16 protein-coding genes are annotated in these 14,588 nt (G+C 59.5%); 9 read left to right on the top strand and 7 right to left on the bottom strand.

Annotated features, from left to right (window positions below; all coding sequences use genetic code 11):
- Nucleotides 1–23: 23 nt before the first annotated feature.
- Nucleotides 24–1,169, bottom strand: a complete 1,146-nt coding sequence (locus ASG19_RS05450; RefSeq protein ID WP_244476114.1) for an MFS transporter — start codon at nt 1,167–1,169, stop codon at nt 24–26.
- A 143-nt stretch (nt 1,170–1,312) separates the two neighbouring features.
- On the bottom strand, nt 1,313–1,930 hold the full coding sequence (locus ASG19_RS05445) for a TetR/AcrR family transcriptional regulator (RefSeq protein ID WP_062454099.1): 618 nt from the start codon (nt 1,928–1,930) through the stop codon (nt 1,313–1,315).
- Nucleotides 1,931–2,073: 143 nt separating this feature from the next.
- Between ASG19_RS05445 and ASG19_RS24180 the strand changes: the two genes are divergently transcribed.
- Nucleotides 2,074–2,241 (top strand): hypothetical protein, encoded by a 168-nt coding sequence (locus ASG19_RS24180; RefSeq protein WP_165699867.1) that lies wholly within the window; start codon nt 2,074–2,076, stop codon nt 2,239–2,241.
- Between the two features lie 94 nt (nt 2,242–2,335).
- Here ASG19_RS24180 and ASG19_RS05440 read toward each other — a convergent pair whose 3' ends face one another.
- On the bottom strand, nt 2,336–3,436 hold the full coding sequence (locus ASG19_RS05440) for a TRAP transporter substrate-binding protein (RefSeq protein ID WP_062454098.1): 1,101 nt from the start codon (nt 3,434–3,436) through the stop codon (nt 2,336–2,338).
- A gap of 161 nt (nt 3,437–3,597) precedes the next feature.
- A complete protein-coding gene (locus tag ASG19_RS05435) occupies nt 3,598–4,704 on the bottom strand; it encodes a TRAP transporter substrate-binding protein (RefSeq protein ID WP_062454942.1) in 1,107 nt (368 codons plus the stop codon).
- Nucleotides 4,705–4,958: 254 nt separating this feature from the next.
- Here ASG19_RS05435 and mbfA point away from each other — a divergent pair, with 254 nt between their 5' ends.
- Nucleotides 4,959–5,942, top strand: coding sequence for an iron exporter MbfA (gene mbfA, locus ASG19_RS05430; RefSeq protein ID WP_062454097.1), 984 nt, complete (start codon nt 4,959–4,961; stop codon nt 5,940–5,942).
- A 125-nt stretch (nt 5,943–6,067) separates the two neighbouring features.
- Here the strand turns inward: mbfA and ASG19_RS05425 are convergent, their stop codons facing one another.
- Both ASG19_RS05425 and ASG19_RS05420 read right to left on the bottom strand, forming a co-directional pair.
- Nucleotides 6,068–6,610 carry a transglutaminase-like cysteine peptidase gene (locus ASG19_RS05425; protein ID WP_244474020.1) on the bottom strand — a complete coding sequence of 181 codons (543 nt, stop codon included), beginning with the start codon at nt 6,608–6,610 and terminating at the stop codon, nt 6,068–6,070.
- Nucleotides 6,611–6,817: 207 nt separating this feature from the next.
- On the bottom strand, nt 6,818–7,618 hold the full coding sequence (locus tag ASG19_RS05420) for an alpha/beta hydrolase (RefSeq protein ID WP_062454095.1): 801 nt from the start codon (nt 7,616–7,618) through the stop codon (nt 6,818–6,820).
- A 219-nt stretch (nt 7,619–7,837) separates the two neighbouring features.
- On the opposite strand from ASG19_RS05420, the gene infC reads away from it, so the two are divergent.
- From infC to ASG19_RS05385, 7 genes are all read left to right on the top strand, one after another.
- Nucleotides 7,838–8,374, top strand: a complete 537-nt coding sequence (infC, locus tag ASG19_RS05415; protein WP_062454094.1) for a translation initiation factor IF-3 — start codon at nt 7,838–7,840, stop codon at nt 8,372–8,374.
- A 197-nt stretch (nt 8,375–8,571) separates the two neighbouring features.
- Nucleotides 8,572–8,775, top strand: coding sequence for a 50S ribosomal protein L35 (gene rpmI / locus ASG19_RS05410; protein ID WP_046793986.1), 204 nt, complete (start codon nt 8,572–8,574; stop codon nt 8,773–8,775).
- A 42-nt stretch (nt 8,776–8,817) separates the two neighbouring features.
- The gene (gene rplT, locus ASG19_RS05405) at nt 8,818–9,222 is read left to right on the top strand and encodes a 50S ribosomal protein L20 (protein WP_062454093.1); all 405 of its coding nucleotides are present in this window, start codon (nt 8,818–8,820) and stop codon (nt 9,220–9,222) included.
- A gap of 152 nt (nt 9,223–9,374) precedes the next feature.
- Nucleotides 9,375–10,457, top strand: coding sequence for a phenylalanine--tRNA ligase subunit alpha (gene pheS, locus ASG19_RS05400; protein WP_062454092.1), 1,083 nt, complete (start codon nt 9,375–9,377; stop codon nt 10,455–10,457).
- A 26-nt stretch (nt 10,458–10,483) separates the two neighbouring features.
- Complete coding sequence (locus ASG19_RS05395; RefSeq protein ID WP_244476082.1) at nt 10,484–10,927, top strand: GFA family protein; 444 nt, start codon at nt 10,484–10,486, stop codon at nt 10,925–10,927.
- Nucleotides 10,924–13,359 (top strand): phenylalanine--tRNA ligase subunit beta, encoded by a 2,436-nt coding sequence (gene pheT, locus ASG19_RS05390; RefSeq protein ID WP_062454090.1) that lies wholly within the window; start codon nt 10,924–10,926, stop codon nt 13,357–13,359. Before ASG19_RS05395 ends, pheT begins: the two co-directional genes overlap by 4 nt.
- 223 nt (nt 13,360–13,582) lie before the next feature.
- Complete coding sequence (locus ASG19_RS05385; protein WP_062454089.1) at nt 13,583–14,200, top strand: hypothetical protein; 618 nt, start codon at nt 13,583–13,585, stop codon at nt 14,198–14,200.
- A 9-nt stretch (nt 14,201–14,209) separates the two neighbouring features.
- Here the strand turns inward: ASG19_RS05385 and ASG19_RS05380 are convergent, their stop codons facing one another.
- Complete coding sequence (locus ASG19_RS05380) at nt 14,210–14,569, bottom strand: nuclear transport factor 2 family protein (RefSeq protein ID WP_062454088.1); 360 nt, start codon at nt 14,567–14,569, stop codon at nt 14,210–14,212.
- Nucleotides 14,570–14,588: the final 19 nt, after the last annotated feature.

Raw genomic sequence — 14,588 nt, 5'->3', positions numbered from 1 at the left:
CAAAACAAGCGGGCCATATCTCGTCATCGTTTTTCCGTGAGGAAATAAGTAAAGGCTGCGGCCGGCAGGGCGAGGCCGATCGCCGATGCGGCAAGCCAGCCGCCTTGCGCATAGGCCCAGGCGCCGATTGCCGAACCCAGTGCTCCGCCGACAAAGAAGGTTGCCATGAACAGGCCGTTCAAACGGCTGCGCAGCTCTGCATCAAGGCCGTAGATTGATCGCTGGCCGATCACCAGCGTCATCGACACGCCGAAATCGAGCGCGATGGCGGCCAAACCCAGCATCACCAGCGCAAAGGTCGAACCTTCAGGCGCGACATGGGTGATCAGGAAGGCGGCAACGACAGCGAGGATGCCGAATGCGGTTGCCGGCTTGCCGAGGCCGCGGTCGGCCAACCGCCCGGCGATCGGAGAAGCAACCGCACCGGCGACACCGACAAGCGCGAAGATTGCGATGGCGCCCTGGCCCAGCTGGAAGGCCGGCCCTGCCAAGAGAAGCGGCGTCACAGTCCAGAACAGGCTGAACGCGAAGAACTGGGCGAACTGGTAGAAGGACCGCCGGCGCAGGAGCGGTTGCGTCGTGTAGATCCTTCCCATGGAAGCGATCAGGCCGGGATAGCTAAGCGTCGTCTTCGGCATGCGCCTGGGCAGGCGGAAGGACAGCACCAGACCGACGGCAACCATCACCGCAGCCGACAGGAAGAACACGGTATGCCACGACGATAATCCTGCAATGAAGCTCGCGACGGGTCGCGCCATCATGATGCCGATCATCAGCCCGCTCATGACATTTCCAACGACCCGGCCGCGGCTCTCCTCCGGTGCAAGGTTTGCCGCAAACGGCACGATCATCTGCACCGCAGTGGAGGTGATGCCGATCGCCAGCGATGCCGCGAGAAACGGAAGCGGTGTCGTCGAAAGCCCGGCCGCGATCAGGGCAACGCTCGTGGCGGCAATCATCAGGATGATCAGCCGGCGGTTCTCGACGAGATCACCGAGCGGCACCATGAACAGCAGGCCGAGCCCATAGCCGATCTGCGTCAGCGTGACGATCAGGCCGGTTGCGCTTTCGGAAAGGCCGATCGATGCCGCAATCGGGCCCGCAAGCGGCTGCGCATAGTAAAGGTTGGCGGCGATCAGACCGGCCGCGGCGGCCATGGTGAAGGCCATTATCGGGGAGAGGGTGGGCGCTGCACTTGGCGATGTGGCCGCCGTTTCGGCGTCCGGCGAAACCCGACGAGCGGGGGAAGGAACTGGGGATGTCATGGTGGGCTCTTGGGAGGAGAAAAGGGAGGGAGAAAAGAGACGTGCTGTCAGTCGAGAATTTTGAGCGCGGTTTCCACGGTGGCGATGGCCCGTTCCTGGCCCTGTCCGGCCTTCCCCGCGATCCGCATTCCTTGGATCACGGCGTAGAAGAACTGCGCCGTCAGTTCAGGATCGGTCCGATCCGAAATCGATCCGTCCGTCTGGCCCTCCCGAACCAGGTTTTCGAACAGACCTTCAATTCGTGCTTGCGATAGTTTCACGCGCTGATCCGTTTCGAGATCGAAAAGCGCAAGTTCGACGGCAGCGCCGACCACAAGGCATCCGCGCCGGCCAAGCTCGCCATGCGCCGAGTTTGCATAGTGATGCAGCGCAAGGCGCATGCGTTCGCGGCCATTGCCGCCAATGGCTATCGCGTCTGCAAGGGCTGCGTTGCGCACCTGCTTGTAGCGATCAAAGGAGGCGAGAAAGATCGCCTTCTTGTCCTTGAACGCCTTGTAGAGGCTTCCGGCCGTCAGCCCCATCGCGTCCTTGAGGTCCGCAATCGACGTCGCGTGATAACCCTGCTCGGAAAACACGACGATCGCTTTGTCCAGCGCCGCCTCGATTTCGAACTCGCGCGGGCGGCCTGCCATTCGCGCTGTATCGTTGAGGGTTTCGGTCGTCATAGCGGATTGCCTAATTAGGAAATGATCGTTTCCAAATAGGATCGGATTATGTCGTCGTCAAGCGAGATGTCGGTTTTTCGGGAACAGATCTTTGAGAGTTGAGTTGGAAACACCGTCACCAACCCCAAAAGCTGGAGGACATTATGAGCAAGAGTGACGTAGAACAGACCGTAAAGCGCGCAGAACGCCAGGTGGAAAACACCAGTTCCGGCGGCCACCTCGGTGGTACCTATTACGGCCAGACCGCCGACGGGAAGACCGCGTCGACAAATACCAATGTCGGCAGCAATCGCCCCAACACCGGTAGCTAAGATCGTCCAGGCCCATCTGAAGAGCTAGGCCGACGCTCTCTTAAAGTTTTGAAAGCCCCGTCGCGTGCGGGGCTTTCGTCGTTTTATTCGATGCTCAGAGCGTGCCGGCGCGCTGCTGCATCATCATGAACGTATCGTAGCTGTATTCGGCCACCTGCGCCCAGAGATAGGAGTCCTTCTTGAACGCCTGCTGGTGATCGTAGATCTTCTTGAAGGCCGGGCTTTTCTGGGAAAGCTCCGCATAGGTTTCCATCGCGGCCTTGAAGCACACATCCAGAATGTCGCGGTTGAACGCCTTCAAGACGGCGCCTTCGCCGACCAGCTTCTTCAGAGCGACAGCGTTATGGGCGTCGTAATTGGCAAGCATGCTCATGTTGGCTGCCGCGCAGGCATCGGTCAGGATCTGCTGGTAGCTCTTCGGCAGGCTGTTGAACTTTTCCAGGTTGAAGAAGGCATGCATGGCCGGGCCGCCTTCCCACCATGCCGGGTAGTAGTAGTATTTGGCGACCTTGACGAAGCCGAGCTTCTGATCGTCATACGGACCGACGAATTCGGTCGCATCGATCGTGCCCTTTTCGAGCGCTGCATAGACATCGCCGCCGGCAATCTGCTGGGGTGTCACGCCAACCTTCTGCATCACCTGGCCGGCAAGGCCAGCAATACGCATCTTCAGGCCCTTCAGGTCGTCGATCGTGTTGATCTCCTTACGGAACCAGCCGCCCATCTGCGTGCCGCTATTGCCGGCGGGCAGTGCGTAAAGGCCGCGGGGCGCCAGGAACTCGTTGATCAGATCATTGCCGCCGTTGAGGAACCAGGCATTCGTCATGCGGGCATTGAGGCCGAACGGAATGGCGGTGCCAAGCGCAAAGGCTGGATCCTGGCCGATGTAATAATAGGAGCATGTATGCGCCATCTCGACCGTGCCGTTGGCAACCGCGTCGGCTGCCTGCAGAGCCGGCACCAGTTCGCCGGCGCCATAGGTCTGGATGGTGAAATTGCCGTCCGTCGAATTCTTGACGCTGTTGGCGATCTGGGTCGCCGCATCGAAGATGATGTTCAGGCTCTTTGGAAACGACGATGTCAACCGCCAGGTGATCTTCGGACGCTCCTGGGCGATCGCCGGCGTGGCCAAAGCGGCAGCCGCGGCGCCGATACCGGCAGTGGTAGCATTGTGCAGGAAACGTCTGCGATCCATGAAATATCCTCCTGAGATGTCTGAAAAATCTCTTTCAAGCCGTCTTGGTCTTAAAGCTCTTTTCCCGGCTCCGACAAGAGGAATCGACAGTGTTTGCCTTGCCGCAAAAGGAAAACCCCGGACTGGGCCGGGGTTCTCGATTGAGCAGGTGCGCTTGATGATCAAAGCTTGCCGTTGCGCTGCTGGATCATCATGAACGTGTCGTAGGTGTAATCGGCAATCTGCGCCCAGAGATAGGCATCCTTCTTGAAGGCCTGCTGGCTGTCGTAGATCTTCTTGAAGGCAGCGTTCTTGGCCGTGAGTTCCGCATAGGTTTCCTGCGCCGCTGCGTAGCTGGCATCGAGGATCTGCTGGTTGAAGGCCTTCAGCACGGCACCTTCCGACACAAGCTGGCGTAGCGCCTTGGCGTTGCTGGCATCGTAGCGAGCCAGCATGTTCATGTTGGCGTTGGCGCAGGCATCTTTCAGGATACGCTGGTAGGATTTCGGCAGGCTGTTGAACTTGTCGCGGTTGAAGAAGGCGTGGACGGCCGGGCCGCCTTCCCACCATGCCGGATAGTAGTAGTATTTGGCGACCTTCACGAAGCCGAGCTTCTGATCGTCATACGGACCGACGAATTCGGTCGCATCGATCGTGCCCTTTTCCAGCGCCGCATAGACGTCGCCGCCGGCGATCTGCTGCGGCGTGACGCCGAGCTTGGTCATCACCTGGCCGGCAAGACCTGCGATGCGCATCTTCAGACCCTTCAGGTCGTCGATCGTGTTGATCTCCTTGCGGAACCAGCCACCCATCTGGGCACCCGTATTGCCGGCCGGCAGCGCATAGAGATTGTAGGTGCCGAGGAATTCGTTGAGCAGGTCGTTGCCGCCGCCGATCGAGAACCAGGAGTTCGTCTGGCGGGCATTAAGACCGAAGGGCACCGACGTCCCGAGCGCGAATGTCGGATCCTTGCCAATGTAATAGTAGGAGCAGGTATGCGCCATTTCGACGGTTCCGTTGGAAACAGCGTCTGCCGCCTGAAGGCCGGGCACAATTTCGCCGGCCGCGAAGGTGTGGATGGTGAAGTTGCCGTCCGTCGCTTCCTTGACGCTTTGCGCGATATCGGTGGATGCGGCCCAGAGGATGTCTGTGTTCTTGGTAAAGGAGGATGTCATCCTCCAGGTGAGCTTGGGGCTTTCCTGCGCGATCGCGGGAGCGGCCAGAGCCCCGGCTGCTACTGCGCCGATTCCGGCGGTCCCTGCCTGCCGAAAGAAATGTCTGCGGTTCATACGGGTCATGCCTTTCTGACTGGCCCTTGACGGCCGGTAACTTCATTTCACCGGTCCCCACCGGCGTCTGCTCTTAATCCGATCATTTCGTCACCGGCAAGTAAAAAGTGCAGGAAGTTGCGCTGCGCTGCAGCATTGGTTTGCGAATATTGCGCGCGATTTTTTTTCTCAAACGGATTGAAGGGCACGGTTGGGAGTGACTTGAACTTTCACACAAAAAAGTTAGGTTAGAATTATTCTAATAAGGAGCTTCGATGTTCACTCGTTTGGTGCCCGGGTCCCGCCGGGCGTTTTTGTCGCTGAGCGAAGAGGAAATCCTCGCTCTTGCCATCTCGTCGGAAGAGGAGGATGCGCGCATCTATCTCTCCTACGCGAAGAACCTGAAAGAGGCATATCCGAGCTCCGCAAAGGTGTTCGAGGACATGGCCGAGGTCGAGCAGACGCACAAGAACATGCTGATCCAGATGTTTCGCTCCCGCTTCGGCGAGAACATTCCGCTGATCCGCAGAGAGCATGTGCAGGGATTTTACGCCCGCAAGCCCGACTGGCTGATGCGCAATCTGCCGCTCGACAAGATCCGCGAACAGACGGAAGCGATGGAGCGCCAGGCGGCACGGTTCTATCGCGAGGCCGCCAAAAGGGTATCGGATGCCTCGACGCGGCAGCTCCTGGGCGATCTGGCCTTGGCAGAGGACGGGCATGAAGACATCGCCCGGATGCTCGGCGAAAAGCACGTAACCGAGGAAACGCGTTCGGAAGAAGACCTGTCTGCCCGGCGTCAGTTTATCCTGACCTATGTTCAGCCAGGGCTGGCCGGCCTTATGGACGGTTCGGTTTCGACACTGGCGCCGATCTTTGCGGCAGCATTCGCCACGGGCGATACCTGGTCGACCTTCCTGATCGGTCTGTCCGCATCGGTCGGTGCGGGTATCTCGATGGGCTTTACCGAAGCGGCACACGACGATGGCAAGATTTCCGGTCGCGGCTCCCCAATCAAGCGCGGATTTTCCTCAGGCATCATGACCGCGCTCGGCGGCCTCGGCCATACACTGCCCTATCTCATTCCGCATTTCTGGACGGCCACCATCGTTGCGGCGATCATCGTCTTCTTCGAACTCTGGGCGATTGCCTTCATCCAGAACCGTTACATGGAGACACCGTTCTTCAAGGCTGTCTTCCAGGTCGTGTTCGGCGGCTCGCTGGTCCTGGCTGCCGGTATCCTGATCGGCAACGGATAAGGCGCAGGTTATCGGTTCGCCGCAGCCGGCGCATCGACAGCAAAAAAGAAGACCCGCCGCTGCAAAGCAGGGCGGGTCTTGTCATTTCGGCTAGATGATGCGGACCGTCGTCTGAACGGATGGCTTTACCGGAGAGCGCCGACGAGAAGGTCGCGGCCATTTTCGATGGTGACCCAACGCCCTGCGTTGAACGAAGCCTGGCGCTTCAGGAACGTGTAATGCGTGGCTGTCCAAGGCAGGACATCGTTATCAAGATTGTCGAGAATGAAATCTCCATCCGCAGTGCGAAGCGTCAGAACGGCGTGACCTTCTCCATCCGGCTTGCGCACGACCGTCATCAGAAGGTCGGAATAACTGAAGCCTGCTTCGGCCAGTTCCTTGCGCTTCTGCAACGCGAAATCCTCGCAGTCGGCGAAGATGGTCGGATAGGTCCAGAACTCTTCCCGACCGTAAGCATCCATGTCGGTCTTGGCTATATAGCGCTCGTTGACTTCCAGGTTGATCCGGCGAACCGTTTGCCAGCTGTCTTCGTTGAGTTTGGGAGCGGGCGCCGACCGGCTCTTCAGAGAACATTCCGCGGGGAGGCGCTGGCAGAACTCAAAATGGCCGATCGGTTGCGACGTCACGTCACCGGTCACCATCGATGCAATCGACCGCGGAGCCGGCATTGCGGCGCCCGCAGGCACCAGCGCGCACAAAAGGATCACCGCAAAGCGCCGTACCAGCAAGGCTTTCATCATGACCCGTCCCTTAAAGTCCTAACGAAAAGTTAAGGGCCGAATGGGGGTCAAGTCAATCGTTCAGGTTTTGTTAATCTTCATTAAAACTGCTTTATGGTTAACAATGCTGCATTCTCGCATCAGCCCAAAATTTACTCATTTATTTATTAGGCCCATGATTGCACCCCTCATTTTTTCGATATCCTGAGGTCTGGAAAGGCGGTGATCACCGTCACGTACAAGCGTCAGCGTCACGTCGTCGGCAGGCAGGAATTCCATGAGTTTCAGCGCGTGTTCATAAGGCACGTCGCGGTCGTTCATTCCCTGAAGGATATGCACGGGGCAACCGGTTTCGATAATGCCGGTCAGTACTCGGTTGCGTGCTCCATCCTCAAGCAGGTCGCGGGTGTAGATATCAGGTTCGCTGCTATATTCGGAGGGTTCCTCGACATAGCCGTTGACTGCAAGCGACTGCCGCTGCTCATCCGTCAGGTGTGGCTCGATCAGCTCCCCCGTAAAATCGGGGGCGGGGGCAATCAGCACCATACCCTCGACTTTGGGCGACCCGCCACGCTTCTTAAGCTCTTGAGCCACACGAAGCGCGATCCAGCCGCCCATCGACGAGCCGACCAGCACTACGCTCTTGGGTTTCGTGTGGTCGAGCACGGCAAGAGCCTCCTCCAGCCAGCGGGAAATCGTGCCGTCGCGAAACGCGCCGCCGGAGACGCCGTGGCCGGAATAGTCGAAGCGGATGCACTCGGTGCCGAGCGTCTCGGCCAGCGCGTCGAGTTCGACGGCTTTGGTGCCCGTCATGTCCGATCGGTAGCCGCCGAGCCAGACGAAAGCCGCGTTGTCGTTGGAAGCGGATGCCGGCCTGACGAGAATTGCGATCTCGCGCATTGTCTCTGCGGTGCCAACCGGAATGCGGATAAGGTCTGATGGGGCGGTCGCTGACATGGGGGTCTCCTTGACGTCGCAGCCTCCGATTGCGTCAAACAGAGGCATCCTGAAAGGCGGGCATCTATAAATCACATTGTCAGACGATTGCAGCAGGTGATTTTTCCCCGCGTATATGGTATTGACATCTATCCAGTGATGACGACATTCCGCTTTCGGCTGCAGCCAAGCGAGGAATTGTCGTTGCTGCGTGCTGAAATTATCTAGGAGAACACGACCATTCGCAGACCATTCAAAGCCGATGCCCCCGTCAAGGAAGGCCCGCGCTCAAACCGGGAAATCCGCGTTCCCAAGGTCCAGCTTATCGATGCCGAAGGCTTGAATCTCGGTGCGATACCGACCGACCAGGCCCTCAAGATGGCCGAGGACGCCGGACTCGATCTCGTCGAGATCTCGCCGAACAACGATCCGCCGGTATGCAAGATCCTCGATCTTGGTAAGCTGAAATACGCGAACCAGAAGAAGGCGTCCGAAGCGCGCAAGAAGCAGAAGATCGTCGAAATCAAGGAAATCAAGATGCGCCCGAACATCGACACCCATGACTATGAGGTGAAGATGAAGGCGATGAACCGGTTCTTTGAAGAAGGCGACAAGGTAAAGGTGACGCTGAAGTTCCGTGGCCGCGAAATGGCCCACCAGGAACTCGGCATGAAGCTTCTGCTGCAGGTCAAGGAAGATACTGTTGAAATTGCCAAGGTGGAAGCCGAGCCCAAGCTCGAAGGCCGCCAGATGATGATGGTGCTGGCGCCGAAGTAAGCGCCACGCCAATCGCCTTGGACCTGAAAGAGGTCAGGGTATCGGCGTTGTCGCGCCATTCTTCTTATACCATTGCGCTTTCGATCCTCTGCGGTTATAAGCGCGCGTCCGAACGGTCCGGCAGGGCATGCCGTGGCAGTTCAAAATGCTTGGAAATCGCATCGTCTGCGGTTCCGATACAATTATGGAGTAGCAAAATGCCCAAGATGAAGACGAAATCGGCTGCCAAGAAGCGATTCAAGGTAACCGCGACCGGTAAGGTCGTTGCCGCCGCTGCTGGCAAGCGCCACGGCATGATCAAGCGTTCCAACAAGTTCATCCGCGATGCACGCGGCACGATGATCCTCGCTGAGCCTGACGGCAAGAAGGTTATCAAGAACTACCTGCCGAACGGTCTCTAAGACTCATTCGACGATTTGGAACAGTTTTAAGGAGATCATGACATGGCACGCGTAAAACGTGGCGTAACTTCCCGCGCCAAGCACACCAAGACACTCAAGGCAGCCAAGGGCTTCTACGGCCGCCGCAAAAATACCATCCGCGCCGCAAAGGCCGCAGTCGATCGTTCGCGCCAGTTCGCAACGCGCGACCGTCGCGTCAAGAAGCGCAACTTCCGCGCTCTCTGGATCCAGCGTATCAACGCCGCTGTGCGCGAATCCGGCCTGACCTACGGCCGCTTCATCGATGGCCTCAACAAGGCTGGCATTGAAGTCGACCGCAAGGTTCTGTCCGACCTGGCAATCCATGAGCCTGCAGCATTCGGCGCTCTCGTCGAAGCTTCCAAGACGGCTCTGGCCTACCTCAAGGACGCCGGCACGAAGAACGAGTTTGAAAGCGCGGTCAAGTAACCAGCGCTTCCCAAGCTTGTAGCTGATAGATTTTGGGGAACCCGCGCTGGCAGTGAGCTGGCGCGGGTTTTTCTTTTGTCGGCTTTCATGTTTTGTCTGCCAGCATTCGCATTCGAATCCGCTTCATTGTCCGAGCATCAACGGAACACATCATGTCCGATCTGGAAAATCTGAAAACCTCGCTTCTGGCTGAAATCGAAGGTGCCAGCGATGAGGCGTCGATCGAAGCCGTGCGCGTCAACGCGCTAGGCAAGAAAGGCTCCGTCTCCGAGCTCCTGAAGACGCTCGGCGGCATGTCTGCGGAAGAACGCCAGACCCGCGGCGCGGCGATCAACGCGCTGAAAACCGAGGTCACCGAGGCGATCACCAGCCGCAAGACGATGCTGAAGGACGCAGCGATCGACGCGCGTCTGAAGGCCGAAACGCTCGATGTGTCGCTGCCGGTGCGCTCCTCTCCGGCCGAACGTGGCCGTATCCACCCGATCAGCCAGATCACCGACGAAATCACCGCGATCTTCGCAGACATGGGCTTCTCGATCGCCGAGGGCTCTGATGTCGAGACCGACTACTATAACTTCACCGCGCTGAATTTCCCGGAAGGCCACCCGGCCCGCGAAATGCACGACACGTTCTTCTTCCAGCCGGATGAAAAGGGTGAGCGCAAGGTTCTGCGCACGCATACCTCGCCGGTCCAGGTTCGCACGATGGAAGCGCAGGACCCGCCGATCCGCATCATCATTCCCGGCAAGACCTATCGCCAGGATTCCGACGCGACCCATTCGCCGATGTTCCACCAGGTCGAAGGCCTCGTGGTCGACAAGAAGGCGCATGTCGGCAACCTGCGCTACGTGCTGGAAGAGTTCTGCAAGACCTTCTTCGAAGTGCCGTCGGTGACGATGCGGTTCCGCCCGTCCTTCTTCCCGTTCACCGAACCGTCGTTCGAAGTCGATATCCAGTGCGACCGTTCAGGCCCGATCGTGAAGTTCGGCGAAGGCACCGACTGGATGGAAATCCTCGGCTGCGGCATGGTGCATCCAAACGTGCTGCGCGCCGGCGGGCTCGATCCGGATGAATACCAGGGCTTTGCCTGGGGCATGGGCCTCGATCGTATCGCCATGCTGAAATACGGCATGCCGGACCTTCGCGATTTCTTCAATGCCGATGTCCGCTGGATGAACCACTACGGTTTCCGCCCGCTCGACATGCCGACATTGTTTGGTGGGTTGAGCCAGTAACCGGAACCATTGCGGACGGAATTGCGATGAGTGAGATGGTGACGCGACAGGGGAAGGTGCACCGCGGTGGCTGCCGCTGCGGCGCGATCCGCTTTGAGGTCAGCGCTGACCCGATCTACGCCAGTTACTGCCATTGCAGCGACTGCCGGAAAGCAACCGGTGCGCCTGTCGCGGTATTTGTCGGGTTCACAACCGACAACGTGACTTTCGCAGGCGAGACCGGATCGAGCTACGGCATAGCACCCGTCAAACGCAGCTTCTGCGCGACCTGCGGCGCACCGATCGCCTATACCGATGAGCGGCTCGCCGACCGTCTCTACTTTATGCTCGGCGCCATGGATGCGCCGGAAAACTATCCGCCCAGCGTGCACGGTTACGTGCGCGAAGAGCTTCCTTTCTTCCATGTCGATGACGGCCTGCCACGGATGGAAACGATGACCGTGCAGAGACCTTCAGGAGAAAACCGATGAAATTCACGCTTTCCTGGCTCAAGGATCACCTTGAAACCGATGCCAATCTCGAGCAGATCTGCGAGCGCCTGACGGCGATCGGGCTGGAAGTCGAGGATGTCGATGACAAGGCAGCCTACAAGCCTTTCGTCATCGCAAAGGTACTGTCGGCGGAAAAACATCCGGAGGCGGACCGCCTTAAGGTTCTCTCCGTCGATGCCGGTCCGGATGTCAACGGCGGCAAGCCGCTGCAGATCGTCTGCGGCGCACCGAATGCCCGCGCCGGTCTCGTCGGTGCGCTTGCGCGTCCGGGCGATTATGTTCCGGGCATCGATGTGACGCTTGCCATCGGCAAGATCCGCGGCGTCGAAAGCCACGGCATGATGTGCTCCGAAAAGGAGCTGAACATGTCGGAAGATCATAACGGCATCATCGATCTTCCCGAAGACGCGCCGGTCGGCACCTCGTTCGCCGCCTATGCCGGCCTCGACGATCCGATGATCGAGATCAACCTGACGCCGAACCGTCCCGATTGCACTTCGATCTATGGCATCGCCCGTGATCTGGCCGCATCCGGCCTCGGCACGCTGAAGCAGCGCGCGGAGCCTCAGCTCAAGCTCGAAGGCGAGACCTCGGTCGGCCTGTCGATCGATCTCGATGATGAAAACCTGTGCCCCGGCTTCGGCCTGCGCCTCGTGCGCGGCGTGAAGAACGGCGCAAGCCCGGCCTGGATGCAGACGCGCCTGAAGGCGATCGGCCTGCGCCCGATCAATGCCCTGGTCGACATCACCAACTACATGACCTTCGATCAGGGCCGGCCGATGCACGTCTTCGATGCTGCCAAGGTCAAGGGCGACCTGGTCGTTCGCCGCGCAAGCGAGGGCGAAACGATCCTGGCGCTCGATACCCGCGAGTACAAGCTTTCGCCCAGCAACGTCGTCATCGCCGATGACAACGGCGTCGAATCGATCGGCGGCATCATGGGCGGCGAACATTCCGGCTGCGACGAAAACACCGTCGATGTCCTGATCGAATCGGCTCTGTGGGACCCGATCAACATCGCGAAATCCGGCCGCGCGCTCGGCATCATCACCGACGCCCGCTACCGGTTCGAACGCGGCGTCGACCCAGACTATATGCTGCCCGGCCTCGACCGCACCACGCAACTGGTGCTGGAACTCTGCGGCGGCACGGCTGCCGAAGCAAAGGTCGTCGGCTACAAGGCATATGAGCCGAAGGTCGTCGATTTCCCCTTCGCTGAAGTCAAGCGCCTGACCGGCCTTGAGATCTCGTCCGACGAAAGCCGCCAGATCCTCGATCGCCTCGGCTTTACGGTCGAAGGTTCAGGCGAACGCGTGTCGGTCAAGGTTCCGTCCTGGCGTCCGGATGTCGATGGCAAGGCTGATCTCGTTGAAGAGGTCATGCGCATCCACGGCGTCGATCACATCAAGCCGGAGCCTCTCGAAAGCATCGGCAGCGTCAACGGCAAGATCCTGACGACGTTGCAGATCCGCACCCGCACGGCCAAGCGTGCACTCGCCGCCCGTGGCATGCTGGAAGCCGTCACCTGGTCGTTCATTCCGGAGGCGCAGGCAAAGCTGTTCGGTGGCGGCGCGCCGTCGCTGAAGCTCGCCAACCCGATCGCAGCCGACATGTCGGATATGCGTCCCTCGCTGCTGCCGGGTCTGTTGACCGCTGCCCAGCGCAATGCCGACAAGGGCTTGGGCGATGTGGCGATCTTCGAAGTCTCCGGCACCTACGAGAACGACACGCCGGAAGGCCAGCGTCGCGTCGCCGGCGGTGTCCGCCGCGGCACGGCCTCCATCAATGGCGCAGGCCGCCTTTGGTCGAACGGTGCCAAGGGCGGCGGCAAGCCGGTGGATGTCTATGATGCCAAAGCCGACGCGCTGGCCGTGATCGAAGCCTGCGGCTTGCCGATGTCGAACGTGCAGGTCGAAAAGGGCGGTCCCGCCTGGTATCACCCGGGCCGCTGCGGCACGATCAAGATGGGTCCGAAGATCGTGCTCGGCACATTCGGTGAATTCCATCCAAAGACGCTGTCGGCGCTCGATGTCTCTGGCGCGCTGTGCGGCTTCGAAGTCTATCTCGATGCCATGGCCGAGCCGAAGAAGAAGGCGACCCGCACCAAGCCGCCGCTTGAGCTATCGCCCTTCCAGGCCGTCAAGCGCGACTTCGCCTTCGTGGTGGAATCGACTGTCGAAGCTGGCGCGATCGTCAAGGCCGCAACCAGTGCCGACCGCAAGCTGATCTCGGGCGTCAACGTCTTCGACGTCTTCGAAGGCGCATCGGTCGGCGAGGGCAAGAAGTCGGTCGCAATCGAGATCCTGATCCAGCCGGTCGACAAGACACTCACGGACGAGGATTTCGAGGCACTCACGGCGAAGATCGTCGCCAACGTCGTCAAGGTCACCGGCGGCGTGCTGCGCGCCTAATCGGCGCGCTGGTAACGCCATTCTTGTGTCCTGCCGCCATGTCCATAGGATGCGGCGCGGACGTCCTGAACATAGATGTCGCTCTCCTCATGCAGATCGCGGAAGGAGAGCCGAAAATCCCGCAAAGGCCGCCTGGATAAAGGCGGCCTTTTCGCGTCTGTTATTGATTTCGTAGATTTCAAACGGGCACGGTAATTTCAAGAAAACCGTAGGGGAACGACCGATGCGCAAACCGAATTCCATGAAGGGGCTGGAGGAGCTCGGCAGGGTCAGGCTGTCGGAAAACTTCTTCTTCCGCGATTTCCTGTTTTCCGAGATTGCCGCAGTCTATGGCATGGCCAATGTCCCTGATGATCCTGATCTCGCGATCGAGGCAGGACGGTGTCTCTGTCAGGAGCTGCTGGAACCGCTGCAGGCGACATTCGGCCGGCTGCATGTCCGCTCAGGTTACCGCGCAGCTGAAGTCAACGCCTTCGGCAATGCCCGGGGATTGAACTGCGCCACAAATGCAGCGTCATCTGCCGACCATATCTGGGATCTTCGCGATGCCGATGGCTGCATGGGGGCAACGGCCTGCGTCGTCGTCCCATGGCTAATTGACAATGTCAGCGAGGAGGGCGACTGGCGAAAGCTGGCCTGGTGGATCCACGATCACCTTCCCTATGCCTCGCTCTGCTTTTTCCCGAAACTCTGGGCCTTCAATATCCAGTGGCATGAGCGGCCGGTTCGGCGGATCACGAGCTATGCCCGGCCCCGCGGCCTCCTGACAAAGGCCGGAATGGCCAACCATGGCGGCGACCATTCGGAATGGTACCAGGGCTTTCCGAATGTGAGGCGATAGCCAGCGGTGTCAGGAATGCAGGTGGTAAAGCTTGCTAACAATGACCCAGCGACCATTCACCTTCAAAAGAGAGAGGTAGTCGGTGAACCGGAGGCCGGCAAATTCGTCGATGAGTTTGACGCTGGCCGCATCGCCGGCGATATCCAGAGCAATGATCTCGATCAGAGGCTGCGTACCCGCCGGCGCTGGCCCTTCTGAGGCGACCGCTGCGACAAATTCGGCCACCGATAGCCATTCGACCGCATTGTCGTAGTTACCGATGATCGAAGCTTTTGGATGAAACGCTTTGCGGAGCGCGCCTTCGTGCGCAAACGTCATCCCGTCCACGTAAAGATGCACGACCGACTGCACTGCCTGCTCTTCAGACATGACGAGGCCCTCCCCAGGC

Source organism: Rhizobium sp. Leaf306 (assembly GCF_001423425.1).
GTDB classification, from domain to species: Bacteria; Pseudomonadota; Alphaproteobacteria; order Rhizobiales; family Rhizobiaceae; genus Neorhizobium; species Neorhizobium soli.
The sequence above is the reverse complement of the archived record's forward strand: the minus strand, read 5'-3'. Positions and strand labels throughout refer to the sequence as shown.

Coding starts and splice junctions, on each gene's coding strand:
- pheS (WP_062454092.1), top strand. CDS start 9,375: ATGTCCGATCTGGAAAATCTGAAAACCTCGCTTCTGGCTGAAATCGAA.
- ASG19_RS05425 (WP_244474020.1), bottom strand. CDS start 6,610: ATGCCGGCTCCGCGGTCGATTGCATCGATGGTGACCGGTGACGTGACG.
- ASG19_RS05395 (WP_244476082.1), top strand. CDS start 10,484: ATGAGTGAGATGGTGACGCGACAGGGGAAGGTGCACCGCGGTGGCTGC.
- ASG19_RS05440 (WP_062454098.1), bottom strand. CDS start 3,436: ATGGATCGCAGACGTTTCCTGCACAATGCTACCACTGCCGGTATCGGC.
- ASG19_RS05380 (WP_062454088.1), bottom strand. CDS start 14,569: ATGTCTGAAGAGCAGGCAGTGCAGTCGGTCGTGCATCTTTACGTGGAC.
- rplT (WP_062454093.1), top strand. CDS start 8,818: ATGGCACGCGTAAAACGTGGCGTAACTTCCCGCGCCAAGCACACCAAG.
- rpmI (WP_046793986.1), top strand. CDS start 8,572: ATGCCCAAGATGAAGACGAAATCGGCTGCCAAGAAGCGATTCAAGGTA.
- pheT (WP_062454090.1), top strand. CDS start 10,924: ATGAAATTCACGCTTTCCTGGCTCAAGGATCACCTTGAAACCGATGCC.
- ASG19_RS05385 (WP_062454089.1), top strand. CDS start 13,583: ATGCGCAAACCGAATTCCATGAAGGGGCTGGAGGAGCTCGGCAGGGTC.
- ASG19_RS05450 (WP_244476114.1), bottom strand. CDS start 1,169: ATGGCCTTCACCATGGCCGCCGCGGCCGGTCTGATCGCCGCCAACCTT.
- ASG19_RS05420 (WP_062454095.1), bottom strand. CDS start 7,618: ATGTCAGCGACCGCCCCATCAGACCTTATCCGCATTCCGGTTGGCACC.
- ASG19_RS24180 (WP_165699867.1), top strand. CDS start 2,074: ATGAGCAAGAGTGACGTAGAACAGACCGTAAAGCGCGCAGAACGCCAG.
- ASG19_RS05435 (WP_062454942.1), bottom strand. CDS start 4,704: ATGAACCGCAGACATTTCTTTCGGCAGGCAGGGACCGCCGGAATCGGC.
- mbfA (WP_062454097.1), top strand. CDS start 4,959: ATGTTCACTCGTTTGGTGCCCGGGTCCCGCCGGGCGTTTTTGTCGCTG.
- ASG19_RS05445 (WP_062454099.1), bottom strand. CDS start 1,930: ATGACGACCGAAACCCTCAACGATACAGCGCGAATGGCAGGCCGCCCG.